A 24,406-nucleotide genomic window follows, 5' to 3' on the forward strand; every position below is an offset into this window, starting at 1 on the left:
CCCCGTGCACCTCCCCAAAGCCGAACTCCACCTCCACATCGAAGGGACCCTCGAACCCGAGCTGGCCTTCGCCCTCGCCGCACGCAACGGCGTGGAGCTGCCCTTCGCGGACACCGAAGAGCTGCGCAAGGCCTACCTGTTCGAGGACCTCCAGAGCTTCCTCGACCTCTACTACGCCCTGATGGCGGTGCTGCGCACCGAGGAGGACTTCGCCCAGCTGGCCGATGCCTACCTCGCCCGCGCCGCCGCCCAGGGCGTCCGGCACGCCGAGATCTTCTTCGACCCGCAGGCCCACACCGACCGGGGCGTCCCGATCGGCACGGTCATCGAGGGGCTCGGCAGGGCGCTGGACCGCAGCGAGGAGACGCACGGCGTCTCCACCCAGCTGATCATGTGCTTCCTGCGCGACAAGTCCGCCGAATCGGCCCTGGAGACGCTGGAGGCCGCGAAGCCGTACCTGCGCCGCATCAGCGGCATCGGCCTCGACTCCGCGGAGGTCGGCCACCCGCCCGCGAAGTTCCGCGAGGTGTACGCGGCGGCCACGGCCCTCGGCCTGCGCAAGGTCGCCCACGCCGGCGAGGAGGGCCCGCCGGAGTACATCCGGGAGGCCCTGGACGTCCTCGGCGTCGAGCGGATCGACCACGGTCTGCGCTGTATGGAGGACCCGGAGCTGGTGGACCGGCTGGTCTCCGAACGGATCCCGCTGACGCTCTGCCCGCTCTCCAACGTGCGGCTGCGCGCCATCGACGTCCTGGAGCAGCACCCGCTGCGGGCCATGATGGACGCGGGCCTGCTCTGCACGGTGAACTCCGACGACCCGGCCTACTTCGGCGGATACGTCGGAGACACCTTCCACGCCGTGCACGAGGCGCTCGGCCTGGACCAGGAGCATCTGCGCACCCTGGCCCGCAACTCCTTCGAGGCGGCCTTCCTCGACCACGACGAGGAGCGCAGGGCGCGCTACCTCTCCGAGGTCGAGGCGTACGCGTTCGACTGACCGGCACCTCCGGCCGGCCCCGCCGTACGGAACGCGCTCCGCACCAGCCGCCTGCGCCGCAGCGCGGGCACGCTGATCTCCGCCACCGCCTGCTCCGGCGCGCCCAGCTTGGGCACCGCGCCGGACAGGCTGTTGGTGGTGGCGGCGAGCAGAGCCGCCGGGGCACCGCCCCTGCGCCGTACGGAGCCCGGCACCAGCGGGCGTCCGCCGGTGTGCAGGGCCACGGCGGTGACGGGGGCCGCGACCAGGAGTGTGGCGGTTCCCAGGACGAGGCCCATCACCGCGTAACCCGCCTGCTCGGAGAGCACGCTGCCGAGCAGGGGGCCGCAGGCCGTACCGACGGAGGACGCCGAGCCTGCGAGGACCGCCCAGCGGCCGCGTACATCCAGGGAGGCCGCCAGACCGATCAGGTAGGACAGGACCACCGGGTAGAAGGTGTTCCACGCGATCTCGCCGGTCGCGAACGACCCCAGGTCGTCGGCGGAGGAGCTGAGCACGATGCTCCCGGCGATGATCATCGTGCCGAGACCGATCGGCACCGCGCGCCCGAGCCGGGCGCCCAGCATCCCTGCGCCCATGACGCCGAGCAGTCCCGCCCCCAGCGCGGCGGCGAAGACCGCCCCGATGGTCACCTCGGAGAGGCCGACCTGGACGGCGCCGATGCGGCTGCTCACACCCCACAGGGCGTTCTGCGCCATGGACCAGACGAGCATGCCGCCGGCCAGCACCAGTCCCGACCGCCGGTGCGGCAGCCGTCCCTGGACCGACGACGACCCGCTGACGGGCGCGGGGCCTCCCAGCCGGGAGGTGGCGGGCCAGACGAGCAGGGCGACCAGCGCGATGGAGGCGAACGGGAGCCGGTGTCCGCCGCCCAGGTGAGGGATCGTCAGGTAGAGGGCACCCGCCGTCGCCGAGACGCTGAGCAGCCCGAGCGACGAGGTCCGGTGCGGATCGTGCTGCGCCGCGATGCCCGACGCGGCGACGGCGGTCGCCGCACCCGAGCCGAATCCGCCGACCACGACGCCCGCGACGACCAGCGGCACCGAGGTGGTCAGTGCCGCACAGCCGTACCCGAGTGCGGCGAGCAGCAGTCCCGCACGCGCCGGTCTCCGCGAACCGAGTCTCTCGACGCGTCCGGCCAGCGCGAAGCCGGCCGACGCCGAGCTGAGGAGGAGGGCGCTGCCGACCAGGCCGCCCTGGGCCGAGCTCAGCCCCAGATAGGTGCTGAGGCGGCCGACGATGGTGGGGAGCAGATAGGCGGCGAGGTAACCGGCGGTGAACACGGCGACCAGGGGCCACGCGGCGCGAGGGCGCGAGGACATGGGCGTTCCTGAAGACATGCCAGAGGAGGCAGAAGAAGGCAGGGGAGGGCGGAGCAGGGGTGGGGCAGGGGAGGGTGCGGCGAATCGACGCAGGGGAGGGTACGGCGGGAGGAGCGAGGGAATGCGGGAGAAGCGGCACTCGTCGTCCACTGTCCCGAACGGTGCTCGCGGGGCAATTTGTATCAAGCGCGCCCAGGCGACGGAAAGCCGACTCGATGTGATCTGGGTCACGTTAAGGTTTATGCAGGATCCAGCCGGGTACCAGCGCATGTTTATGCAGGTGGGAGTGAGTATCCGTGCGGCGGCGCGGGCCCTCCGGAAGCGGGAACCGATCCGGCACACTGGCCGGATCCCGCACTGTCCAGATCTGCCACGGCCGGGGAGCGCACGGTGAGCACAGCTAATCCAGGCATCGACCCGCTGCTGGGGCTGCGTGCCCCGCAGGACCCGGCCTGCGACGTCTTCCTGACCGGCACGGTCTTCCTGGACATCATCTTCACCGGGCTGGACAGCGCCCCGGTGCGCGGGACCGAGTCCTGGGCCCGGGGGATGGGCTCCAGCCCCGGGGGCGTCGCCAACATGGCGACCGCCCTGGCACGGCTCGGCCTGCACACCTCACTGGCCGCCGCGTTCGGTGACGACCACTACGGCGAGTACTGCTGGGACGCCCTCCAGCAGGGCGAGGGCATCGACCTGTCGATGTCGCGGACGGTCCCCGGCTGGCACTCGCCCGTCACCGTCTCCATGGCGTACGAGGGCGAGCGCACCATGGTCTCTCACGGCCACGAGGCTCCGGCCCCCGCCCCCTCCGCGGTGCCCGGCCGCACCCTCCCGTACTGCCCGCCCCGCGCCCGCGCCGCCGTCGCCTCGCTGACCCCGGGCCGCAGCGAACCCTGGGTCGCCGGGGCTGCGCGGAACGGTGCGACGATCTTCGCCGACGTCGGCTGGGACGAGACGGGCCGCTGGGACCTGGACGCCCTGCCCGACCTCGGGCACTGCCTCGCCTTTCTGCCGAACGCCGAGGAGGCCATGCGGTACACCCGCACCGACTGCCCGCGCGCCGCCGCCCACGCCCTGGCCGAGCGGGTGCCCCTGGCCGTCGTCACCCTCGGGGCCGAGGGCGCCTACGCGGTGGACGGGGCGACCGGTACGGCCGCGGAGGTGCCCGCCATCGCGGTGGAGGCCCTGGACCCCACCGGGGCGGGCGACGTCTTCGTCGCCGGATTCGTCACCGGGACACTGGCCGGCTGGCCCCTCGCCGACCGCCTCGCCTTCGCCGGGCTCACGGCCGCCCTCTCCGTGCAGGAGTTCGGCGGATCACTCTCCGCTCCCGGATGGGCGGAGATCGCCGGGTGGTGGCAGCAGGTGCGCACCTGCGCCGGCCAGGACCCGGCGGCACTGGAGCGCTACGCCTTCCTGGAGGAGCTGCTGCCCGCGACGAGCCGGGACTGGCCCCTGCGCCGGGCCGTCCCGACCATCGGCTTCCGCCAGTGAAGGGCTGATGATCACCGGGTAAAACCTCTCGGCGTTGTCGGTGCGGAGTCGTACGCTGGTACTCCAGAGGCCGTCGAGCAGCGACGACCCGGCAGCGGGAGGTATGCGCAGGCCCGAGGGCCGGCCCATGACTCAGTCACCCACACAGCCGCAGGCGGCGGCCCGCATCAGCATCCCCCCGGCACACCCCATGGTGATGCTCCTGGGATCGGGCGACTCGCTGCTGCGCGTGATCGAAACGGCGTTCCCGGCCGTCGACATCCATGTCCGGGGCAACGAGATAAGCGCGACTGGAAGCGCGGCCGACGTCGCTCTGATCCAGCGCCTTTTCGACGAGATGGTGCTGGTGCTCCGCACCGGGCAGCCGATGACGGAGGACGCTGTGGAACGCTCGATCGCCATGCTCAGGGCGGCCGGCAACGGGGACGGCGCCGAGACCCCCGCCGAGGTGCTCACCCAGAACATCCTCTCCAACCGCGGCCGCACGATCCGCCCCAAGACGCTGAACCAGAAGCGGTACGTCGACGCGATCGACAAGCACACCATCGTCTTCGGCATCGGCCCCGCGGGCACCGGGAAGACCTATCTCGCCATGGCCAAGGCCGTCCAGGCCCTGCAGTCCAAGCAGGTCAGCCGGATCATCCTGACCAGGCCCGCCGTCGAGGCGGGGGAGCGGCTCGGCTTCCTGCCGGGCACGCTCTTCGACAAGATCGACCCGTATCTGCGCCCGCTCTACGACGCCCTGCACGACATGCTCGACCCCGACTCCATCCCCCGGCTCATGGCCGCGGGCACCATCGAGGTCGCGCCTCTGGCGTACATGCGTGGACGGACCCTGAACGACGCGTTCATCATCCTCGACGAGGCGCAGAACACCAGCGCCGAGCAGATGAAGATGTTCCTCACCCGTCTCGGCTTCGACTCGAAGATCGTCATCACCGGTGACGTCACCCAGGTGGACCTGCCGACCGGCACCAAGAGCGGTCTGCGTCAGGTCCAGGAGATCCTCGACGGCGTCGAGGACGTCCACTTCTCCAGGCTCACCTCCCAGGATGTCGTCCGGCACAAGCTCGTCGGCCGTATCGTCGACGCGTACGAGAAGTACGACAACGCAGAGGGCCGTACCGGCCGCAACGGGAAGTAGTCGCAGCGCACCATGTCGATCGACGTCAACAACGAGTCCGGAACCGAGGTCGACGAGCAGGCGATCCTCGACATCGCCCGCTACGCCCTCGCCCGGATGCGGATCCATCCGCTGTCCGAACTCTCGGTGATCGTGGTGGACACCGCCGCCATGGAGCAGCTCCACATCCAGTGGATGGACCTCCCGGGGCCGACGGATGTCATGTCCTTCCCGATGGACGAGCTGCGTCCCCCGGCGAAGGACGACGAGGAGCCCCCGCAGGGGCTCCTCGGTGACATCGTGCTCTGCCCGGAGGTCGCGAAGAAGCAGGGAGAGGACGCCGAGACGCAGCACTCCATGGACGAGGAGCTCCAGCTCCTCACGGTCCACGGGGTGCTGCACCTCCTCGGGTACGACCACGAGGAGCCGGACGAGAAGGCCGAGATGTTCGGGCTCCAGGCGGCCATCGTCGACGGCTGGCGCGGTGAGCGCGGGCTGACCGGTCCGTCCCCCGCCCCCACCGTCTCGTGAGCGTCCCCCTCGTCACCGGCGCCGTCCTGCTGATCGTCGTGGGCTGGCTCGCGGCCTGCGCCGAGGCCGGGATCGCGCGTACGTCGAGCTTCCGCGCTGCCGAGGCCGTGCGGGCGGGGCGCCGCGGCAGCGCCAAGCTGGAACAGGTCGCCGCCGACCCCACCCGCTACCTCAACGTGGCGCTGCTGGTCCGGGTGGCCTGCGAGATGTCGGCGGGCGTGCTCGTCACGTACGCCTGCCTCAAGGAGCTGAGCGAGACCTGGCAGGCCCTGGCCCTGGCCATGGGCGTCATGGTCCTCGTCAGCTACGTCGCCATCGGGGTCTCGCCGCGCACCATCGGCCGGCAGCACCCGCTGAACACCGCGACGGCGGCGGCGTACGTCCTGCTGCCGCTGGCCAGGGTCATGGGCCCGGTCCCGCAGCTGCTGATCCTCCTCGGCAACGCGCTGACCCCGGGCAAGGGCTTCCGCAAGGGCCCCTTCGCCAGTGAGGCCGAACTGCGGGCGATGGTCGACCTCGCCGAGCAGGAGTCGCTCATCGAGGACGACGAACGCCGCATGGTGCACTCGGTCTTCGAGCTCGGCGACACCCTCGTGCGCGAGGTCATGGTGCCCCGCACCGACCTGGTCTGCATCGAGCGCTACAAGACGGTCCGTCAGGCGCTGACCCTCGCACTGCGCTCCGGCTTCTCCCGCATCCCCGTCACCGGGGAGAACGAGGACGACATCGTCGGGATCGTCTACCTCAAGGACCTGGTCCGCAAGACGCACATCAACCGGGACGCGGAAGCGGACCTGGTCTCCACGGCGATGCGTCCCGCCGCCTTCGTCCCCGACACGAAGAACGCCGGGGACCTGCTGCGCGAGATGCAGCAGGACCGCAGCCACGTCGCCGTCGTCATCGACGAGTACGGCGGCACGGCGGGCATCGTCACGATCGAGGACATCCTCGAGGAGATCGTCGGCGAGATCACCGACGAGTACGACCGCGAACTCCCGCCGGTCACGGAGCTGGAGAACGGCTGCTTCCGGGTGACCGCCCGGCTCGACATCGGAGACCTCGGGGAGCTGTTCGGCCTCGACGCCTACGACGACGAGGACGTGGAGACGGTCGGCGGGCTGCTGGCCAAGGCGCTCGGGAGGGTCCCGATCTCCGGTGCCTCCTCGATCGTCGACCTCCCCGACGGGCGCAAGCTCCGGCTCACCGCGGAGTCACCGGCGGGCCGCAGGAACAAGATCGTCACGGTACTGGTCGAACCGGAGGGATCGGAGGCGGCATGACCCCCGAGCAGCTGCGCGCGTTCTGCCTGGAGTTCAACGCGAGCACGGAGGAGTTTCCCTTCGGGCCCGAGGCCTCGGTCTTCAAGGTCCTGGGCAAGATGTTCGCCCTCAGCGCGCTCGACGCGCCGCCTCTGAAGATCAGCCTCAAGTGCGATCCGGACGAGGCGCTGCGGCTCCGCAAGGAGCACCCCCAGATCGTCCCCGGCTGGCACCTCAACAAGCGCCACTGGAACACCGTGACGGTCGCCGAGCTCCCGGACCGCATGGTCCGGGAGCTCGTGGAGGACAGCTACGACCTGGTGGTGGCCGGGCTCCCGAAGGCGGAACGGCTCCGCCTGGACCGGCCCTAGCGGCCGCCGGGGGCCTGGGGGAGGGCACTCAGGAGGCCCGCCGCAGGCCCGCTCCGACGACGAGACCCGTCGCGACGAGGACCACCGCGGCGGCGGTCACCACCAGCCGTACGCCGTCGAACAGCGAACCCTGCGTGGTCGCGAGGACTCCCAGCAGCGGGATGCCGATCGTGATGCCGACCTGCTGCGTCGTGGTGACCAGCCCGGTCGCCAGGCCCTGCTCCTCGTCGGGGACACCGGAGGTCACCGTCAGCCCGTAGGCGATGATGGCGCCCAGGTGGCAGACGCTCGCCAGCGACACCGCCACGGTGGCCAGCCAGACACCCGAGTCCTCGCCGAGGCCGAGCAGCGCTGCGATGAACAGGCCCTGGCCGAGCAGGGAGAGCACCAGCACCCGGCGGGCGCCGAACCTGCCGATCACCTTCGGGGCGAAGACCCCGGCGGCCACCGACGCCAGGCCCTGGACCCCGAAGACCAGCCCCGTACCGAAGGCCGAGAGGTCAAGCAGGTCCTGGAGGTAGAGCGTCAGGACGAAGACGATGGTGCTCATCATCGAGAACGTCACCAGACCGCCCAGATTGCCGAATGCGACCGTACGGCGCCGCAGCATCGGCAGGGAGACCAGCGGGGCCGCCGACCGGGACTCGACGACGACGAACGCCGCCAGCAGGGCCACGCCCAGGACCAGGGTGATCCGCACGTCCGCACCGCCGAAGCCGCGCTCGGCCGCCGTCGACAGCGAGTAGATCAGCGCGAGCAGACCGCCGGTGACGGTGACGGCGCCGGGCGCGTCGAGCTTGGGGCGGTCCGGGGTGCGCGACTCGGTCAGCAGCTTCGGCGCCAGGGCCAGGACGGTCACCGCGGCGACGCTCAGCAGGCCCATCGTGGAGCGCCAGCCCAGGGTGTCGGTGAGCACGCCGCCCGCCACCATGCCGGTGGTGAAGCCCAGCGAGAGCAGCGTCCCGCTGATGCCCAGGGCGCGGTCCCGCAGCGGGCCCTCCGGGAAGGTGGTGGTCAGCAGGGACATGCCGGTCGGCACGATCACGGCCGCCCCGAGTCCCTGCAGTGCCCGCCCGGCCAGGAAGGACGCCGGGTCCCAGGCCATCGTCGCCAGGAGTGAGGACGCCCCGAAGACGGCGAGCCCGGAGAGGAACAGCCGCCGCCTGCCGAAGAGATCGGCGATCCGGCCGAAGAGCAGCAGGAAGCCGCCGGAGGGCAGCGCGAACGCGGTGACGGCCCACTGGAGCCCGGACCGGCTCAGCCCCAGGTCCTCACCGAGGACGGGCAGCGCGACGTTCAGCACGGAGAAGTCGAGCGCCACCATGAACTGGGCGGCGCAGAGCACGAAGAGGACCAGCCGGGCCCGGCCGGAGAGGCTGGGCGGGGCCGGGGCGGCAGCGGTGCCGGCGGTGCCGGCGGACACGGGAGTCGGGGTTTCGATCGCCATGTCCCACAGACTGGATGCGCCGGAACAACGCTGGGGAGCGGGCACTTATCCTGTTGGCCGCACCACCAGGCAGGCACGCACACGCACACCAGGGGGAGTACGTGGCTTCACCGGCCCAGAACAACGGAGCGGTCCGGACCACCACGGTCCGGGCGGGCGCCGACGAGAAGGCGCACCGCCTCGCCGAACTGCGCGAGTTCCTGATGAGCCGACGGGCCCGGGTCACCCCGGCCGAGGCGGGCCTGCCGGACGGCGGGGCACGCCGGCGCACGCCCGGGCTCCGCCGGGAGGAGGTCGCCGTCCTCGCGGGCGTCGGCGTCTCCTGGTACCAGTGGCTGGAGCAGGGCCGCGACATCACCGTCTCGCCGCAGGTCCTGGACTCCGTCGCCCGGGTACTGCGGCTCAGCAGCGCGGAGCGCCGCCACCTCTACGTGCTGGCCGGGCTCAACCCGCCCGCCCTGGAGGTCGACCCGGCCCACACGGACATGTGCGAGGGGCTGAGCAGGCTCATCGACGCCTGGATGCCCTTCCCGGCGCACATCATGGACCGCTACTGGAACACCGTGCTCTACAACGACGCTGCGTCGGCGGTCCTCGGCATGCGCCCCGGGATCGTGCAGAACTGCATGATCGCCTTCTTCACCGACCCGGTGTACCGGGCCCGGTCCACGCACTGGGAGACCATCGCCTCCCAGGTCGTCGCCCAGTACCGGGCCGCCTGCTCGGACTTCCCCGAGGACGAGGGCTTCCGCGCCGTGGTCGAGGAGGCCAGGGAGCTCAGCCCCGAGTTCGCCGCCCTCTGGGACCGGCGCGACGTCGTCCCCGGCGGGCAGGTCCGCAAGGAGCTCCAGCATCCGCTCGTCGGCACACTGATGGTGGAGTCCACCCAGCTGCGGGTGCCCGCCCGCCCGGACCTGGTGATCGTGCTGCACACCCCCCTGCCGGACACCGGCACGGAGGCCAAGCTCCAGTGGCTGGACTCGCCCGAGGGCCGGCGCGGCTCGATGTACCCCGTCCCCGGATGAGCGGACCCCGTCGTACGGCACCTGCCCGCCCTCTTCGTATGCTCAGCACATGACTGAGAGCACCGGCCTGGGCCCCGAGGACCGCAAGATCGTCACGCTGGCGCGCAGCGTCCGCGCCCGCAACGGCGTGCCGGAAGGCGCGGCGGTACGGGACGAGACCGGACGCACGTACGCCGCCGGCACGGTTGCCCTGGAGTCGCTGAAGCTCAGCGCGCTGCAGACCGCCGTCGCCATGGCGGTGGCGAGCGGCGCCACGTCCCTGGAGGCGGCGGCCGTCGTCTCCGAGGCCGGTGCCGTCGCGGACGCCGACCGCGCCGCCGTCCGTGACCTGGGAGGTCCTGACACACCCGTGCTGCTCGCGGGACCCGACGGCACGCTCCGGTCGACGGTCGCCGCGGGCTGATTCGGGGCGGCCGCGCCCTGCTGTGCAACGCCGCCGCCCGGATCGGGGAGAATGGGCGCCATGAGCGCTCGACCGAACACAGAAGCTGCTGCGCAGCAGGCTGAGAACACCGCCCCCCACCGGGCCGGCTTCGCCTGCTTCGTGGGCCGCCCCAACGCGGGCAAGTCCACCCTCACGAACGCTCTGGTCGGTCAGAAGGTGGCGATCACCTCCAACCGCCCCCAGACCACCCGTCACACGGTGCGGGGGATCGTGCACCGCGACGACGCCCAGCTGATCCTGGTGGACACGCCCGGCCTCCACAAGCCGCGCACCCTGCTCGGTGAGCGGCTGAACGACGTCGTGCGGACCACCTGGGCCGAGGTCGACGTCATCGGCTTCTGCCTGCCCGCCGACCAGAAGCTCGGGCCCGGCGACAAGTTCATCGTCAAGGAACTCGCCGGGATCAAGAAGACCCCCAAGATCGCGATCATCACCAAGACCGACCTGGTGGAGTCCAAGGCGCTGGCCGAGCAGCTGCTCGCCGTCTCCGCGCTGGCGGACGAGCTCGGCTTCGAGTGGGCGGAGATCATCCCGGTCTCCGCGGTCAAGGACCAGCAGGTGAGCCTGCTCGCCGACCTCATCGCCCCGCTCCTGCCCGAGAGCCCCCCGCTCTATCCGGAGGGCGACCTCACCGACGAGCCCGAGATGGTCATGGTGGCCGAGCTCATCCGCGAGGCCGCGCTGGAGGGCGTGCGGGACGAGCTGCCGCACTCCATCGCGGTCGTCGTCGAGGAGATGCTCCCGCGCGAGGACCGGCCGGCGGACAAGCCGCTGCTGGACATCCACGCGAACGTCTACATCGAGCGGCCCAGCCAGAAGGGCATCATCATCGGCCCGAAGGGGAAGCGGCTCAAGGACGTCGGCACGAAGTCGCGCAAGCACATCGAAGCGCTGCTGGGCACGCCGGTCTTCCTGGACCTGCACGTGAAGGTCGCCAAGGACTGGCAGCGCGACCCCAAGCAGCTGCGCAAGCTCGGATTCTGAGCGGGGCCCCGACCGGCGGCCTGCGCAGGCCGCCGATGCCCCGGGGCCGAGTGGGGCGCGAGTGGGGCGTGGCCCCGAAGCAGCTGCGCGCCGGGCCTCCAGCTGAGCCCGGACCGGGCGGCGCCCCGGGCCCTGCCCACCCCACGGGGCGGGGCCGTGCCCGGGACTACGCGCCCCCTGTCAGGTCCTGGTACTACGCGCCCTCTTTCAGGACCCGGGAGATCAGCGTCCGCTGCGCCTCGGTCAGCCGGGGATCCGCGCAGTCGACCGTCCGGTCGCCGACCGTGATCCGGTAGCGGAAACCGTCCGGCACCCCCGCGGGGGTGCCGCCCCGGCCGGCGGCGAGCGCCGTCTCGGCCAGGGCCTCCCACTCCTCGGCGTCGGCCCGCCCCGAGGTCTCGACCTCGCCGCGGCGTGCGATGCCGGCGAACCCGCCGGTCCGGCTCACCTGAATGCGCATGTCTGCTGGCTCCTGACTGACCCCGCCCGGACGGCCCCGCGTCTGCCTACCCCGGTCAACGGGTCGGCACGCCCACCTCCGACCAGGCCTTCAGCACCGCCTCGGCCTCGTCGCCCTCGCCGAACCTGTGCTGCGCGGCCGCGACCGTCAGCTTGGCGAAGTCCGTGAACGACGCGTCCTGGGTCAGCTCGCCGCCGGTCAGCACGTCGAACCAGATCCGGCCGGCCCGTTCCCAGGCGTTGCCGCCGAGCGCGGTGGCCAGCAGGTAGAAGGCGCGGTTCGGGATGCCGGAGTTGATGTGGACCCCGCCGTTGTCGTCGTCCGTCTCGACGTAGTCGTCCATCGACGCGGGCTGCGGGTCCTTGCCGAGCACGTCGTCGTCGTACGCCGTGCCCGGGGCCTTCATCGAGCGCAGGGCGACGCCGCTGACCCGGGGGGCGAGCAGCCCCGCGCCGATCAGCCAGTCGCCCTGGTCCGCGCTCTGGCCGAGCGAGTACTGCTTGACCAGGGAGCCGAAGACGTCCGACACGGACTCGTTGAGCGCGCCCGACTGGCCCTGGTACGCCAGGTTGGCGGTGTACTGGGTGAGTCCGTGGGCCAGTTCGTGGGCGATCACGTCGATGGCGACGGTGAAGTCGAGGAAGATCTCCCCGTCGCCGTCCCCGAAGACCATCTGCTCGCCGTCGAAGAAGGCGTTGTTGTACTTCTCGTCGTAGTGCACGGAGCCGACGAGCGGCAGTCCCTTGCCGTCGATCGAGCTGCGGCCGTACTCCGTGAGCAGGAGGTCGAAGGTGGCGCCGAGCCCCGCGTACGCGCGGTTGACGCTGGCGTCCTGGGTGGGCTCGTCGCCCTCGTCACGGACCTTGACGCCCGGCAGGTCCGTGCCGTGACGGCAGTCGTACAGGGTGCGGTGGGGCTTGGCGGGAACCGGGGCGGAGGTGCGGGGGGCCTGGGGTGTCCAGGCGAGCGCGGTCACCCGCCGGTGGTGGCGACGGGCCCCGTCGGCCTCCAGGGTCCGCCGCGCGGGATCGGCCAGGGCCGGGTCGTCGGCCTGGGACAGCTTGTCGAGGACGTGGGGCGGCACGATGGTGCAGAAGACGGGCTGGAACCCGTTGTTCGGTCGAGGCTGCATGCAAATGACTGTGGCACTCCGTCACCACGCTGTCACTGGTTGCGATCATGATTGACGAAATGGAGTGATGTATCACCGTTCTGCCTTCACACCGGCCCGATCCCGCATACTGATACGGACCGACGTATCAGGCGTCCCTCGGTTAGTGTTGCCGCATCATGCGTTTCGGGCTGCTCCTTCTTAGCTGCCGCGGCGAGGGCCTGTAGTCGTAGGCCGGCTCCCTCCCCGCGGAGTTCGCTGTTGCAGCGACACAGTCGGCCGCCCCTGCTGGACCTCAGAGGAGCCGCACGCCATGACCGCAGTGAATCCCCCCGTGCACACCGATGCCGTCCCCACCCCTGTAGGTGGTCCCACGCCGGTGACGAACGCGAAGCAGCTGCAGAAGCCTTCCGGGATGCCGGTCCACAAGTACCGCGGTTACGAGGCCGTGGACATCGCCGACCGCACGTGGCCGGACAACCGCATCACCGTGGCGCCCCGCTGGCTGTCCACCGACCTGCGTGACGGCAACCAGGCCCTGATCGACCCCATGTCGCCGGCCCGCAAGCGCGAGATGTTCGACCTGCTCGTACGTATGGGCTACAAGGAGATCGAGGTCGGCTTCCCGTCCTCCGGCGAGACCGACTTCGCCTTCGTCCGCTCGATCATCGAAGAGGGCGCGATCCCCGAGGACGTGACGATCTCCGTCCTGACGCAGGCCCGTGAGGAACTGATCGAGCGGACCGTCGAGTCACTGGTCGGTGCCCGCCGGGCCACCGTCCACCTGTACAACGCCACCGCACCCACCTTCCGCCGCGTGGTCTTCCGCGGCTCGAAGGAGGAGGTCAAGCAGATCGCCGTGGACGGCACCCGCCTGGTCATGGAGTACGCGGACAAGATCCTGGGCGACGAGACGATCTTCGGCTACCAGTACAGCCCGGAGATCTTCACCGACACCGAGCTGGACTTCGCCCTGGAGGTCTGCGAGGCGGTCTGCGACGTCTGGCAGCCCGAGGAGGGCCGCGAGATCATCCTGAACCTGCCCGCCACCGTGGAGCGTTCGACGCCGTCCACGCACGCGGACCGCTTCGAGTGGATGTCGCGCAACCTGAGCCGCCGCGAGCACGTCTGCCTGTCGGTCCACCCGCACAACGACCGGGGCACCGCCGTCGCCGCCGCCGAGCTGGCGATCATGGCGGGCGCCGACCGCATCGAGGGCTGCCTGTTCGGCCAGGGCGAGCGCACCGGCAACGTCGACCTGGTCACCCTGGGCATGAACCTGTTCTCGCAGGGCGTCGACCCGCAGATCGACTTCTCGCAGATCGACGAGATCCGCCGCACCAGCGAGTACTGCAACCAGATGGAGGTCCACCCGCGCCACCCCTACGCGGGCGACCTGGTCTACACCGCCTTCTCCGGCTCCCACCAGGACGCCATCAAGAAGGGCTTCGACGCCATGGAGGCCGACGCGGCCTCGCAGGGGAAGACCGTCGACGACATCGAGTGGGCGGTGCCGTACCTGCCGATCGACCCGAAGGACGTCGGCCGCTCCTACGAGGCCGTCATCCGGGTCAACTCGCAGTCCGGCAAGGGCGGGATCGCCTACGTCCTGAAGAACGACCACAAGCTGGACCTGCCGCGCCGGATGCAGATCGAGTTCTCCCGGATCATTCAGGCCAAGACCGACGCCGAGGGCGGCGAGGTCACTCCCACCCAGATCTGGTCCACCTTCCGGGACGAGTACCTGCCGAACCCGGAGAACGCCTGGGGCCGCGTCCAGATCCGCTCCGGCCAGACGACGACCGGTTCCGACGGCCAGGACACGATCACCGTCGAGGCCACCGTCGACGGCTCCGACACGGTGCTGACCGGCACGGGCAACGGCCCGATCTCCGCGTTCTTCGACGCGCTGCAGGCCATCGGCATCGACGCCCGCCTGCTGGACTACACCGAGCACACGATGAGCGAGGGCGCGAGCGCGCAGGCCGCCTCCTACATCGAGTGCGCGATCGACGGCAAGGTGCTGTGGGGCATCGGTATCGACGCCAACACCACGCGTGCCTCGCTGAAGGCGGTCGTCTCCGCGGTCAACCGGGCGACCCGCTGACACCGTCGCACGGCATTGCGGACAAACGTCCGATACGCCGCTGAACCTCTCGGTCCGAGAACCCCGTCCACCCGTCAACGGTGGGCGGGGTTCGGCCATATCCCGGTGTTGTGACGTCCAGAATGCTGACGCCGCAACACGCATGTGGCTAACATCACGTCCAACGCGGCAATGTTGCCGTGGCGTTACGGAGGTGTGCGACGTGCGGACAGCCAAAGGACAACGCCCCATGAGGCTGCGCATCTACGGCGTCCGTACCGTCTGGGACACCGTCGGTGACGGCGAGTTCTTCTGCCCGTGCTGCGGCGGCGACCGCAACTACCGCCGTCTCACCGGCCGTCACCGCCTCACCGTCCTCGGCCTGCCCCTGCTGGCCCGGGGCAGCGCGGGGCCCGTCGTCGAATGCGCCGCCTGCGGGACGCGCTGCGCGCCCGACGCCCTCGACCACCCCACCACCACCCGCTTCTCCGCCATGCTGCGGGAGGCCGTGCACACCCTCACGCTGGCCGTGCTCGCCGCGGGCGGCGCCACCTCCCGCACGGTCCTGGAGACCGCCGCCGCCGTCGTCCGCGACGCGGGACTCGACGACTGCTCCCAGGAGCAGCTCTTCACCATCGTGGAGGTGCTGGCCGCCGACACCGGGCCCGGCGGCGGGAACGAACCCGCCGCCGAGGCGTGCGGCGCCGCCCTCGCCATCGAGCTCCACGAGGTCCTGAAGCCGCTCGCACCCCACCTGGCCGTCGCCGGCCGCGAGGCGGTGCTGCTGCGGGGCGCGAGGATCGCGCTCGCCGACGGCCCGTACACCCAGGCCGAGCGCGAGGTGCTGACCACGGTGGGCGGCGCGCTCCAGCTCTGCCCCGCCGAGACGGCGAAGCTGCTCGAAGCGGCACGTACGCCGTCCTAGGAGTCCGGAGGTCTCCCCGGGCGGCCCCTGGGGCGGCCGACCGCCTCCCGGGCCCCGCACGGGCCCTGGGAGCCCCTTCCCGGGCGGGTGCCCGGGTGCGCGACAATGGGCGCATGAGCTTGTTCCGGGACGACGGCGTCGTGCTGCGTACGCAGAAGCTGGGCGAGGCCGACCGGATCATCACGATCCTGACCCGCGGCCACGGGCGGGTGCGTGCCGTGGCGCGCGGGGTGCGCCGCACCAAGTCCAAGTTCGGGGCGCGGCTCGAACCCTTCTCCCACGTGGACGTGCAGTTCTTCGCGCGCGGCAGCGAGCTCGTCGGCCGCGGCCTCCCCCTGTGCACCCAGAGCGAGACGATCGCCCCGTACGGCGGCGGGATCGTCTCCGACTACGCCCGCTACACCGCGGGCACCGCCATGCTGGAGACCGCCGAGCGGTTCACCGACCACGAGGGTGAGCCCGCGGTCCAGCAGTACCTCCTGCTCGTCGGCGGACTGCGCACCCTCGCCCGCGCCGAGCACGCCCCGAATCTCATCCTGGACGCGTTCCTGCTGCGCTCCCTCGCCGTCAACGGCTACGCACCCAGCTTTGACGACTGCGCCAAGTGCGGAATGCCCGGACCGAACCGGTTCTTCTCCGTCGCGGGGGGAGGCGTCGTGTGCGGCGACTGCCGGGTGCCCGGCAGCGTCGTACCCTCGGCGGAGGCCGTCGAACTGCTGAGCGCCTTGCTCACCGGTGACTGGGAGACGGCGGACGCGTCCGAGGCGCGTCATGTCAGGGAGGGGAGCGGGCTCGTGTCCGCGTACCTGCACTGGCATCTGGAGCGCGGTCTGCGCTCGCTGCGGTACGTAGAGAAGTGACACAGGGAGACGAGAGAAGCCCATGGCAGTACGCGGGATGCTCGGCGGCCGTAACAGGCGTGAGTACAAGACCCCCGAGCCGCACCCCTCCGGCGCCACCCCGCCGAAGATCCCCGGTGAGCTCGTTCCCAAGCACGTCGCCGTCGTGATGGACGGGAACGGCCGCTGGGCCAAGGAGCGGGGCCTTCCGCGGACCGAGGGCCACAAGGTCGGCGAAGGCGTCGTCATGGACGTCCTCAAGGGCTGCATCGAGATGGGCGTCAAGAACCTCTCGCTGTACGCGTTCTCCACGGAGAACTGGAAGCGCTCGCCGGACGAGGTGAAGTTCCTCATGAACTTCAACCGGGACGTCATCCGGCGCCGCCGCGACGAGATGGACGCGCTCGGCATCCGCATCCGCTGGGTCGGCCGCATGCCGAAGCTGTGGAAGTCCGTCGTCCAGGAGCTCCAGGTCGCCCAGGAGCAGACCAAGGACAACGACAGGATGACGCTGTACTTCTGCGTCAACTACGGCGGCCGGGCCGAGATCGCCGACGCGGCGCAGCGCATCGCCGAGGACGTCGCGGCGGGGAAGCTCGACCCCTCGAAGGTCAACGAGAAGACGTTCGCGAAGTACATCTACTACCCGGACATGCCGGACGTGGACCTCTTCGTGCGCCCCAGCGGCGAGCAGCGGACGTCCAACTACCTGATCTGGCAGAGCGCGTACGCCGAGATGGTCTTCCAGGACGTCCTGTGGCCGGACTTCGACCGCCGTGACCTCTGGAACGCCTGCCTGGAGTTCGCCCGCCGGGACCGGCGTTTCGGCGGCGCCGAGGAGATCACCAAGGACGCCGGGGGGACCACCGAGGGCTGAGCGGGACGGAGGGGCCCCGGTGGGGCCCCTCCGTACGTCAGCTCCGCTCGGCCGCGCAGTCCGCGCAGGTCCCGAAGATCTCCACCGTGTGGGCCACGTTCACGTAGCCGTGCTGCGAGGCGACGGTCTCCGCCCACTGCTCCACGGCGGGACCCTCGACCTCGACGGCCTTGCCGCAGACACGGCAGACCAGGTGGTGATGGTGGTCGCCGGTCGAGCAGCGCCGGTAGACCGCTTCGCCGTCCGTCGTGCGCAGGACGTCCACCTCGCCGGCGTCGGCGAGGGACTGGAGCGTGCGGTAGACCGTGGTCAGCCCGACCGAGTCGCCCCGGTGCTTGAGCACGTCGTGCAGGTCCTGGGCGCTGCGGAACTCGTCGACCTCGTCGAGCGCCGCCGCGACCGCCGCCCGCTGCCGGGTGGACCGGCCGCGTACCGGTGCCGCGTTCGTGCCACTGATCGGCGCCGTCGCCACAGCTGCCTCCTCGTGTCGCCCGTACGTCTGTCGGGCCATTGTGCCAGCCCGGCCCGCCGGCACGGTCACACGCGCACGTCGTCCTGCGCCGGGCGGGCCGCCGGTACCTCAAGGGTGCACCGGTCGTCCTCGCCCGTACGCTCCCTGGCGCGCCTGCGGGCCAGCGGCGCGGCGAGCGCGGTCAGCAGGACGAACGCGGCGATGGCCAGCAGCACGATCGTCGCGCCGGGCGGCACGTCCTGGTAGTACGAGGTCACGGTGCCGGCCAGGGTGACGGCCGTACCGATGACGACGGCCAGGACGAACGTCACCCTGAAGGACTTCGAGATCTGCTGGGCGGCGGCGACGGGCACCACCATCAGCGCGCTGACCAGCAGCAGGCCCACGACCCGCATCGCCACGGTGACCGTGATCGCGGCCGTGACGGCGACCAGCAGGTTGAGCACGCGCACCGGCAGCCCGGTGACCCGGGCGAACTCCTCGTCCTGGCTGACCGCGAACAGCTGCCGCCGCAGCCCCACGGTGACCAGTACGACGAAGGCGGCCAGCGCGACGATCGCGACGACGTCCTCCTCGGAGACCGTCGAGAGGGAGCCGAAGAGGTACGAGGTCAGGTTGGCGTTGGAGCCGGTGTCCGAGAGGTTGATCAGCATCACCCCGCCCGCCATGCCGCCGTAGAAGAGCATGGCCAGGGCGATGTCGCCGCGGGTGCGGCCGTACCAGCGGATGAGCTCCATCACGACCGAGCCGGCGACGGCGACGAGCGTCGCCATCCAGACGGGGCTGGTGGAGAGCAGGAAGCCGAGGCCGACACCGGTCATGGCCACATGGCCGATGCCGTCGCCCATCAGGGCCTGGCGGCGCTGGACCAGGTAGATGCCGATGGCGGGGGCGGTGATGCCGACCAGTACGGCCGCGATCAGGGCCCGCTGCATGAAGGGGGGATTCAGGAATTCCAGCATGATCAGGTCAGCAGTCCCGTCCGGACGGGCTCGGTGGCCGCGTGGGGGTGTACATGGTCGTGGCCGGGAAGTGCGTGCTGTCCCACGGCCTCGGGGGGCGGCCCGTCGTGCATGACGCAGCCGTCGCGCAGGACGATCGCCCGGTCGATCAGGGGCTCCAGGGCGCCGAGCTCATGCAGGACGAGCAGCACCGTCGCCCCGCCCGCGACCTGCTCGCGCAGCGTCGTGGCGAGGATCTCCTGGCTGGCCAGGTCGACGCCCGCCATGGGCTCGTCCATGATCAGCACCTCGGGCTCGGCGACGAGCGCGCGGGCGATCAGCACCCGCTGGTGCTGGCCGCCGGAGAGGGCGCTCACGGAGTCCCTGGCGCGGTCGGAGAGGCCGACGAGCTCGATCGCCCGGTCCACGGCCGCCCGGTCCGCCCTGCCCGGCAGCCTGAACTTCGTACGTGAGAGCCGCCCGGACGCGACGACCTCGCGGATCGTGGCGGGGACGCCTCCGGCCGCCGTGGTGCGCTGCGGCACGTAACCGACGCGGGACCACGTGCGGAAGCGGCGCAGCGGGGTGCCGAAGAGTTCGACGGTGCCGCCGGTGAGGGGCACCTGGCCGATGACGGAGCGTACGGCGGTGGACTTGCCGGAGCCGTTGGCCCCGAGCAGGGCCACGACCTCGCCGCGGTGGACGGTGAGGTCGACGCCGCGCAGCACCGGGCGCGAGCCGAGCGTCGCCGTGGCTCCGCGCATGCTGATCACGGGTTCTGGCGTACTGGGCTCGGGCATGATCGCCTCCGGTGCTGCGACGGGTTCGGGTGTTGCTCGGGTCACTTCGCGCCGAGGGCCTTCTTCAGCGCGGTCAGGTTGGACTCCATGACCTCGAGGTAGTCAGCGCCCGCGGACTTGCCGGTGATTCCCTCCAGCGGGTCCAGGACGGCGGTCTTCAGACCGAGGTCCTTCGCCAGGGTCCTGGCGGTCCTGTCGCTGGCGAGCGTCTCGAAGAACACCGTGGTGGCCCCGGACTCCTCGGCGACGTGGTGGATCTCGTCGATCCGGGCGGGGCTGGGCTCGGCCTCGGGGTCGATGCCGGCGATGCCCTCCTGGGTGAGGCCGTAGCGCTCGGCGAGGTATCCGAAGGCGGAGTGGGTGGTGATGAACGTCTTCGTCGCCGTGTCCTTCAGGCCGCTCTCGTAGGCCTTGTCCAGCTCGTTCAGCCGGGCGACGAGGTTCTCCGTGTTCGTGCGGTAGTCCGCGGCGTTGTCGGGGTCGGCCTTCTCCAGCGACTTCCCGACGCCCGCGGCGACCTCGGCGTACTTCACCGGGTCCAGCCAGATGTGGGGGTCGAGGCCGGCCTCCTCGCCCTCGTGCTCGTGCTCGTGCTCCCCGCCCTCGTCCTCGCCGTGGTCGTGGCCGACCTCGGAGCCGTGGTTCTCCAGGGTGGTCAGCGTGGCCGCGTCCACGGTGTTCTCGACTCCGGCCTGCGCGACGGCGTCGTCGACGGCGGGCTGGACGTTCTTGAGGTAGAGGATGTAGTCGGCGTCGCTCAGGCCGCCGATCTGCCGGGGGGACAGCTCCAGGTCGTGGGGCTCCGCCCCCGGCTTCGTCAGCGAGGTCACGGAGACGTGGGAGCCGCCGATCTCCTCGGCGAGGAACTGCATGGGGTAGAAGGACGCCACCACGGCCAGCTTGCCGTCGCCGCCGCCCTCGCCCGCGTCGGAGGAGGAGCAGGCGGAGAGCGCGGTGAGGCCGAGGGCGACTGCTCCGGCGACGGCGGCGGTGGGTATGAGGCGGCGTACGTTCATGACAGTCATTTTCAACAAAAGTGGAAACGATTGTCAACAAGGCTGATGAGATGCCCGGATCGCAGCGTCGGGCCCGCTATGTGTCCCACCGATTTGATCCGGAGGGTGCGCCCGCCGGTAATCTGAGGTATTCGCCCGCCCGTCTCCTGATCACCACCCCCACCGAGGCGCCGCGCGCCGTCCCTGTCCCGTTTCGCCGTCGTAATGAAGAGAGCACCGTGGCCGCCGACAAGATCGACACCATCGTCAGCCTGAGCAAGCGCCGTGGCTTCGTCTATCCCTGCAGTGAGATCTACGGCGGCCAGCGCGCCGCCTGGGACTACGGGCCGCTGGGCGTCGAGCTGAAGGAGAACCTCAAGCGCCAGTGGTGGCGTTACATGGTCACCGCGCGCGAGGACGTGGTCGGTCTCGACTCGTCGGTCATCCTTGCCCCCGAGGTCTGGGTCGCCTCCGGCCACGTCGCCACTTTCTCGGACCCGCTCACCGAGTGCACCTCCTGTCACAAGCGCTACCGCGCCGACCACCTGGAGGAGGCGTACGAGGAGAAGCACGGCAAGCCGCCCGTGAACGGCCTGGCCGACCTCAACTGCCCCAACTGCGGCAACAAGGGCACCTTCACCGAGCCCAAGGCGTTCTCGGGGCTCCTCTCCACCCACCTCGGCCCGACGCAGGACTCCGGCTCGGTCGCCTACCTGCGCCCCGAGACCGCCCAGGGCATCTTCACCAACTTCGGCCAGGTACTGCAGACCTCGCGCAAGAAGCCGCCGTTCGGCATCGCGCAGATGGGCAAGTCCTTCCGGAACGAGATCACTCCGGGCAACTTCATCTTCCGCACGCGCGAGTTCGAGCAGATGGAGATGGAGTTCTTCGTCAAGCCGGGCGAGGACGAGCAGTGGCAGGAGTACTGGATGGAGCAGCGCTGGAACTGGTACACCGGTCTCGGCATGCGCGAGGAGAACATGCGGTGGTTCGAGCACCCGCAGGAGAAGCTCTCCCACTACTCCAAGCGCACCGCTGACATCGAGTACCGCTTCCGCTTCGGCGGCAGCGAGTGGGGCGAGCTGGAGGGCGTCGCCAACCGCACCGACTACGACCTCAAGGCGCACTCCAAGGCCTCCGGCACGGACCTCGTCTACTTCGACCAGGAGAAGAACGAGCGCTACACGCCGTACGTCATCGAGCCCGCGGCCGGCGTCGGCCGCTCGATGCTGGCGTTCCTCCTCGACGCGTACAGCGAGGACGAGGCCCCCAACGCCAAGGGTGTCATGGAGAAGCGCGCCGTGATGCGCCTCGACCCGCGCCTGGCGCCCGTCAAGGTCGCGGTCCTGCCGCTGTCCCGCAACGCCCAGCTGTCGCCGAAGGCCAAGGGCCTTGCCGCCGACCTGCGGCAGAACTGGAACATCGAGTTCGACGACGCGGGCGCCATCGGCCGCCGCTACCGCCGCCAGGACGAGATCGGTACGCCGTTCTGCGTCACCGTCGACTTCGACACCCTGGACGACAACGCGGTGACCGTGCGCGAGCGCGACACCATGAAGCAGGAGCGCGTCTCGCTGGACCAGATCCAGAGCTACCTCGGCTCCCGCCTGCTGGGCTGCTGACCGCACCCCGTCTTCATAACGAAGCCCCCACGAAGCCCCCGGTTCCGGCACACGGAGCCGGGGGCCTCGTGCAGACTGGCCCCACTCGTCCACAGGGAGGCCCGGGATGCCGTCCATGACCACGAGCAAGGTCAGCAGATGGGACCAGCACGGCCGTGAACACGTCGTCCACGTACGGAAGTCGGGGATGCAGCGGCAGCTGACCTGCGACACCTGCGGATGGCGCAAGGGGGCGCAGTTCCTGCCCTGGCTCAAGGCCGAGGAGCACCTGACCGAGGCGCACCAGGCCACGGTCGACCCGACTGCCTGAGCCCGGAGCGGAGCACGGCCGGAAAAAACCGGATGAGGCGCCCCTCGGACCGGGGTACCTTCTGTGGCATGTATTCGTTCTTCCAGATCTACGAGTGAGCGCGTGACGGGCCCGAACGCCCGTCACCCATCGGATCGATCGACGACACGTCATCCCCACCTCCGCAACTCAGCACCGGGAGAACTCCGTGGCCAAGAGCCGCAACAACCTCCTCGGCGTGGGCGGACAGCGCAAGAAGCTGTCCCGCGCCGAACAGCAGGGCGCCGGCCCGGCGCGCAACGCCGACCGCAAGGCCGCCGAGGACAAGAAGCAGGAGCTGGTGCGCAAGATGCGTGAGCGCGCCGCCGCCGAGGCCGCGCCGGCGCAGGACGCACCGGCCGAGAGCTGACCTCCTCGCACCACCCGTACGACCGCGGGCCCGGATCACCTCGGTGATCCGGGCCCGCGTCCGTCGCGCTCACCGCACCGTGCGGGGGAGCCGCAGGCTCAGCAGGACCGTCAGGACGACGGCCGCCAGCTGCACCAGCAGCGTTACGATCAGCGCGTCCCGCATCCCGTCCGCGGCCAGTGCGAGGAACAGCGTCCCCAGCGTGGCCACGCCGAGGGCCAGGGCGGCCTGCTGTGTCGTCGTCATCACCCCGCCGCCCACGCCGGCCCGGTCGGCCGGCACGTCGGACAGCACGATGCGGAACAGCACGGGCAGTTGCAGCCCCTGCCCCAGCCCGGCGAGCGCGACGCCCGGGAGCAGGCCCGGCAGTCCGAGGTCCGGCCAGCCGCCCCACACGGTCAGCACCAGCACGGTGATGCCCACGCCCTGGATCAGCCCGCCGGCCGTCACGACCCGGCTGCCGAAGCGGCGCACCAGCCGGGGGCCGGCCAGTGAGGCCGCGAAGAAGGCGGCGGCCATCGGGGCCAGCGACAGCCCCGCCGCGGCCGGACCCATCCCCAGGCCCTGCTGGAGGGCGACGGCGATCACGAACATGAAGCCGCCGAAGCCGATGGAGAAGGGCACCACCAGCGCCAGTCCGCGCCGCAGGGAGTCCAGCCGCAGCAGGCTCGGCGGCACCAGCGGTGTCCGCCCCCGGGCGTCGGCCCGCCGCTCAACCCGGTAGAAGGCCACCGCGGCGAACGGGAACAGGCCCAGGGACACCCACGTCCACAGCGGCCAGCCCGCTGCCCGGCCCTCGGTCAGCGGGGCCAGCAGCGTCACCAGGGAGAGGGCCAGCAACAGCGTGCCCGGTACGTCGACGGGGGCCGGCCGGTCCGAGCGGCTCTCCGGCACCGTGCGGGTGGCCAGGAAGAGGCCCACCACCGCCACCGGGACGTTCACGAGGAAGACCGACCGCCAGCCCGCGCTCTCGCCGAACACGGAGGACAGCGGCGCCGCGGAGACCAGGACACCTCCGAGGATCTGGCCGGCGACCATCGAGAGCCCGGCCGTCGCCCCGTACAGGCTCATGGCCCGGGCCCGGCGGTGTCCGGCCGTGGCCGCCTGGATGGTGGCGAGCACCTGCGGCAGCATCAGCGCCGCGGCGGCTCCCTGAGCCACCCTGGCCCCCACGAGGGTCCAGGCGTCGGGGGCCAGTCCGCAGGCGAGGGAGGTGAGGCCGAACCCGGCCATCCCGATGAGGAAGAGCCTGCGCCGTCCGGCCATGTCCCCGAGGCGGCCGCCGAGCACGAGCAGTACGGCGTAAGCGAGGCCGTAGCCCGCCACGACGAGTTCGAGCAGGGCGGGGCCCGCGGCCAGGTCGTGGTCGATGGTGGGCAGCGCGACGTTGACGATGAAGAAGTCGATGAGGGGCAGTGCCGCGCCGAGCAGCACCGTGAACAGCCCGAGCGGGCCGAGCACCGGCGCGGGGTGGTCGTGGCGGGCCACCGGGGTGCCGGTGGCGGGCGTGTTCGTCAGTACGGAGGAATCACTCACGCTTCGACGATGGACCGTCGGCCAGCCTGGTACCAGAGTGTCTTTA

General features: G+C 71.0%; 25 protein-coding genes. 16 read left to right on the top strand and 9 right to left on the bottom strand.

Annotated features, from left to right (window positions below):
• Positions 1–4: 4 nt before the first annotated feature.
• A complete protein-coding gene (locus ACFC51_RS07925; RefSeq protein ID WP_376527544.1) occupies positions 5–997 on the top strand; it encodes an adenosine deaminase in 993 nt (330 codons plus the stop codon).
• Here the strand turns inward: ACFC51_RS07925 and ACFC51_RS07930 are convergent.
• Complete coding sequence (locus tag ACFC51_RS07930) at positions 961–2,319, bottom strand: MFS transporter (RefSeq protein WP_376527547.1); 1,359 nt, start codon at positions 2,317–2,319, stop codon at positions 961–963. The genes ACFC51_RS07925 and ACFC51_RS07930 overlap by 37 nt on opposite strands.
• A 390-nt stretch (positions 2,320–2,709) precedes the next feature.
• Here ACFC51_RS07930 and ACFC51_RS07935 point away from each other — a divergent pair, with 390 nt between their 5' ends.
• From ACFC51_RS07935 to ACFC51_RS07955, 5 genes are all read left to right on the top strand, one after another.
• The gene (locus tag ACFC51_RS07935; RefSeq protein ID WP_376368564.1) at positions 2,710–3,813 is read left to right on the top strand and encodes a carbohydrate kinase family protein; all 1,104 of its coding nucleotides are present in this window, start codon (positions 2,710–2,712) and stop codon (positions 3,811–3,813) included.
• Between the two features lie 127 nt (positions 3,814–3,940).
• Positions 3,941–4,957: a PhoH family protein gene (locus ACFC51_RS07940; protein ID WP_376368563.1), complete on the top strand. Its 1,017-nt coding sequence runs from the start codon at positions 3,941–3,943 to the stop codon at positions 4,955–4,957.
• Positions 4,958–4,969: 12 nt separating this feature from the next.
• On the top strand, positions 4,970–5,467 hold the full coding sequence (ybeY, locus tag ACFC51_RS07945; RefSeq protein ID WP_277334053.1) for an rRNA maturation RNase YbeY: 498 nt from the start codon (positions 4,970–4,972) through the stop codon (positions 5,465–5,467).
• Positions 5,464–6,747 (top strand): hemolysin family protein, encoded by a 1,284-nt coding sequence (locus ACFC51_RS07950; protein ID WP_376368562.1) that lies wholly within the window; start codon positions 5,464–5,466, stop codon positions 6,745–6,747. The genes ybeY and ACFC51_RS07950 overlap by 4 nt, the downstream gene beginning before the upstream one ends.
• The gene (locus tag ACFC51_RS07955) at positions 6,744–7,097 is read left to right on the top strand and encodes an MmcQ/YjbR family DNA-binding protein (RefSeq protein ID WP_376368561.1); all 354 of its coding nucleotides are present in this window, start codon (positions 6,744–6,746) and stop codon (positions 7,095–7,097) included. Before ACFC51_RS07950 ends, ACFC51_RS07955 begins: the two co-directional genes overlap by 4 nt.
• A 28-nt stretch (positions 7,098–7,125) precedes the next feature.
• Here ACFC51_RS07955 and ACFC51_RS07960 read toward each other — a convergent pair whose 3' ends face one another.
• Positions 7,126–8,544: an MFS transporter gene (locus tag ACFC51_RS07960; protein ID WP_376527550.1), complete on the bottom strand. Its 1,419-nt coding sequence runs from the start codon at positions 8,542–8,544 to the stop codon at positions 7,126–7,128.
• 101 nt (positions 8,545–8,645) lie between these two features.
• Between ACFC51_RS07960 and ACFC51_RS07965 the strand changes: the two genes are divergently transcribed.
• Genes ACFC51_RS07965 through era form a run of 3 tightly spaced genes read left to right on the top strand, consistent with a single transcriptional unit; the run spans position 8,646 to position 10,998 of the window.
• Positions 8,646–9,569, top strand: coding sequence for a helix-turn-helix transcriptional regulator (locus ACFC51_RS07965; RefSeq protein ID WP_376527553.1), 924 nt, complete (start codon positions 8,646–8,648; stop codon positions 9,567–9,569).
• Positions 9,570–9,618: 49 nt separating this feature from the next.
• Entirely contained in the window at positions 9,619–9,972 is a 354-nt protein-coding gene (locus ACFC51_RS07970; protein ID WP_376368558.1) for a cytidine deaminase, read from the top strand.
• A 51-nt stretch (positions 9,973–10,023) separates the two neighbouring features.
• Positions 10,024–10,998, top strand: coding sequence for a GTPase Era (era, locus tag ACFC51_RS07975; protein WP_187281951.1), 975 nt, complete (start codon positions 10,024–10,026; stop codon positions 10,996–10,998).
• 193 nt (positions 10,999–11,191) lie between these two features.
• Here era and ACFC51_RS07980 read toward each other — a convergent pair whose 3' ends face one another.
• Positions 11,192–11,458 carry a protealysin inhibitor emfourin gene (locus ACFC51_RS07980; RefSeq protein WP_376368557.1) on the bottom strand — a complete coding sequence of 89 codons (267 nt, stop codon included), beginning with the start codon at positions 11,456–11,458 and terminating at the stop codon, positions 11,192–11,194.
• Between the two features lie 55 nt (positions 11,459–11,513).
• A complete protein-coding gene (locus tag ACFC51_RS07985; RefSeq protein WP_376368556.1) occupies positions 11,514–12,590 on the bottom strand; it encodes a M4 family metallopeptidase in 1,077 nt (358 codons plus the stop codon).
• A gap of 292 nt (positions 12,591–12,882) precedes the next feature.
• Here ACFC51_RS07985 and leuA point away from each other — a divergent pair, with 292 nt between their 5' ends.
• From leuA to ACFC51_RS08005, 4 genes are all read left to right on the top strand, one after another.
• On the top strand, positions 12,883–14,676 hold the full coding sequence (leuA, locus tag ACFC51_RS07990; protein ID WP_376368555.1) for a 2-isopropylmalate synthase: 1,794 nt from the start codon (positions 12,883–12,885) through the stop codon (positions 14,674–14,676).
• Positions 14,677–14,905: 229 nt separating this feature from the next.
• Positions 14,906–15,580, top strand: coding sequence for a TerB family tellurite resistance protein (locus tag ACFC51_RS07995; protein WP_376368554.1), 675 nt, complete (start codon positions 14,906–14,908; stop codon positions 15,578–15,580).
• 113 nt (positions 15,581–15,693) lie between these two features.
• Complete coding sequence (recO, locus tag ACFC51_RS08000; RefSeq protein ID WP_376368553.1) at positions 15,694–16,440, top strand: DNA repair protein RecO; 747 nt, start codon at positions 15,694–15,696, stop codon at positions 16,438–16,440.
• Positions 16,441–16,462: 22 nt separating this feature from the next.
• The gene (locus tag ACFC51_RS08005) at positions 16,463–17,296 is read left to right on the top strand and encodes an isoprenyl transferase (RefSeq protein ID WP_376368552.1); all 834 of its coding nucleotides are present in this window, start codon (positions 16,463–16,465) and stop codon (positions 17,294–17,296) included.
• A 37-nt stretch (positions 17,297–17,333) separates the two neighbouring features.
• Here ACFC51_RS08005 and ACFC51_RS08010 read toward each other — a convergent pair whose 3' ends face one another.
• From ACFC51_RS08010 to ACFC51_RS08025, 4 genes are all read right to left on the bottom strand, one after another.
• Positions 17,334–17,768: a Fur family transcriptional regulator gene (locus ACFC51_RS08010; protein ID WP_329228689.1), complete on the bottom strand. Its 435-nt coding sequence runs from the start codon at positions 17,766–17,768 to the stop codon at positions 17,334–17,336.
• Between the two features lie 65 nt (positions 17,769–17,833).
• A complete protein-coding gene (locus ACFC51_RS08015; protein WP_376528014.1) occupies positions 17,834–18,733 on the bottom strand; it encodes a metal ABC transporter permease in 900 nt (299 codons plus the stop codon).
• Positions 18,733–19,509, bottom strand: coding sequence for a metal ABC transporter ATP-binding protein (locus tag ACFC51_RS08020; RefSeq protein ID WP_376368551.1), 777 nt, complete (start codon positions 19,507–19,509; stop codon positions 18,733–18,735). Before ACFC51_RS08020 ends, ACFC51_RS08015 begins: the two co-directional genes overlap by 1 nt.
• Positions 19,510–19,550: 41 nt before the next feature.
• Positions 19,551–20,525, bottom strand: a complete 975-nt coding sequence (locus ACFC51_RS08025; protein ID WP_376527555.1) for a metal ABC transporter substrate-binding protein — start codon at positions 20,523–20,525, stop codon at positions 19,551–19,553.
• Between the two features lie 218 nt (positions 20,526–20,743).
• On the opposite strand from ACFC51_RS08025, the gene ACFC51_RS08030 reads away from it, so the two are divergent.
• From ACFC51_RS08030 to ACFC51_RS08040, 3 genes are all read left to right on the top strand, one after another.
• Complete coding sequence (locus ACFC51_RS08030; protein ID WP_376368549.1) at positions 20,744–22,126, top strand: glycine--tRNA ligase; 1,383 nt, start codon at positions 20,744–20,746, stop codon at positions 22,124–22,126.
• A 106-nt stretch (positions 22,127–22,232) separates the two neighbouring features.
• Complete coding sequence (locus tag ACFC51_RS08035; RefSeq protein WP_073747065.1) at positions 22,233–22,436, top strand: hypothetical protein; 204 nt, start codon at positions 22,233–22,235, stop codon at positions 22,434–22,436.
• Positions 22,437–22,623: 187 nt separating this feature from the next.
• Entirely contained in the window at positions 22,624–22,824 is a 201-nt protein-coding gene (locus tag ACFC51_RS08040) for a DUF6243 family protein (RefSeq protein WP_376368548.1), read from the top strand.
• A 69-nt stretch (positions 22,825–22,893) separates the two neighbouring features.
• Here ACFC51_RS08040 and ACFC51_RS08045 read toward each other — a convergent pair whose 3' ends face one another.
• On the bottom strand, positions 22,894–24,360 hold the full coding sequence (locus ACFC51_RS08045) for an MFS transporter (protein WP_376368547.1): 1,467 nt from the start codon (positions 24,358–24,360) through the stop codon (positions 22,894–22,896).
• Between the last annotated feature and the right edge of the window lie 46 nt (positions 24,361–24,406).

The organism is Streptomyces sp. NPDC055962 (assembly GCF_042270185.1).
In the GTDB taxonomy this organism is placed as follows: Bacteria; Actinomycetota; Actinomycetes; order Streptomycetales; family Streptomycetaceae; genus Streptomyces.

Excerpts from the sequence above, each read along its gene's own strand:
- ACFC51_RS07980 (WP_376368557.1), bottom strand. The coding sequence starts at position 11,458 with ATGCGCATTCAGGTGAGCCGGACCGGCGGGTTCGCCGGCATCGCACGC.
- ACFC51_RS07940 (WP_376368563.1), top strand. The coding sequence starts at position 3,941 with ATGACTCAGTCACCCACACAGCCGCAGGCGGCGGCCCGCATCAGCATC.
- leuA (WP_376368555.1), top strand. The coding sequence starts at position 12,883 with ATGACCGCAGTGAATCCCCCCGTGCACACCGATGCCGTCCCCACCCCT.
- ACFC51_RS07960 (WP_376527550.1), bottom strand. The coding sequence starts at position 8,544 with ATGGCGATCGAAACCCCGACTCCCGTGTCCGCCGGCACCGCCGGCACC.
- ACFC51_RS08025 (WP_376527555.1), bottom strand. The coding sequence starts at position 20,525 with ATGAACGTACGCCGCCTCATACCCACCGCCGCCGTCGCCGGAGCAGTC.
- ACFC51_RS07955 (WP_376368561.1), top strand. The coding sequence starts at position 6,744 with ATGACCCCCGAGCAGCTGCGCGCGTTCTGCCTGGAGTTCAACGCGAGC.
- ACFC51_RS08035 (WP_073747065.1), top strand. The coding sequence starts at position 22,233 with ATGCCGTCCATGACCACGAGCAAGGTCAGCAGATGGGACCAGCACGGC.
- ACFC51_RS07930 (WP_376527547.1), bottom strand. The coding sequence starts at position 2,319 with ATGTCCTCGCGCCCTCGCGCCGCGTGGCCCCTGGTCGCCGTGTTCACC.
- ybeY (WP_277334053.1), top strand. The coding sequence starts at position 4,970 with ATGTCGATCGACGTCAACAACGAGTCCGGAACCGAGGTCGACGAGCAG.
- ACFC51_RS07985 (WP_376368556.1), bottom strand. The coding sequence starts at position 12,590 with ATGCAGCCTCGACCGAACAACGGGTTCCAGCCCGTCTTCTGCACCATC.
- ACFC51_RS07970 (WP_376368558.1), top strand. The coding sequence starts at position 9,619 with ATGACTGAGAGCACCGGCCTGGGCCCCGAGGACCGCAAGATCGTCACG.
- recO (WP_376368553.1), top strand. The coding sequence starts at position 15,694 with ATGAGCTTGTTCCGGGACGACGGCGTCGTGCTGCGTACGCAGAAGCTG.
- ACFC51_RS08020 (WP_376368551.1), bottom strand. The coding sequence starts at position 19,509 with ATGCCCGAGCCCAGTACGCCAGAACCCGTGATCAGCATGCGCGGAGCC.
- ACFC51_RS07995 (WP_376368554.1), top strand. The coding sequence starts at position 14,906 with ATGAGGCTGCGCATCTACGGCGTCCGTACCGTCTGGGACACCGTCGGT.
- era (WP_187281951.1), top strand. The coding sequence starts at position 10,024 with ATGGGCGCCATGAGCGCTCGACCGAACACAGAAGCTGCTGCGCAGCAG.
- ACFC51_RS08005 (WP_376368552.1), top strand. The coding sequence starts at position 16,463 with ATGGCAGTACGCGGGATGCTCGGCGGCCGTAACAGGCGTGAGTACAAG.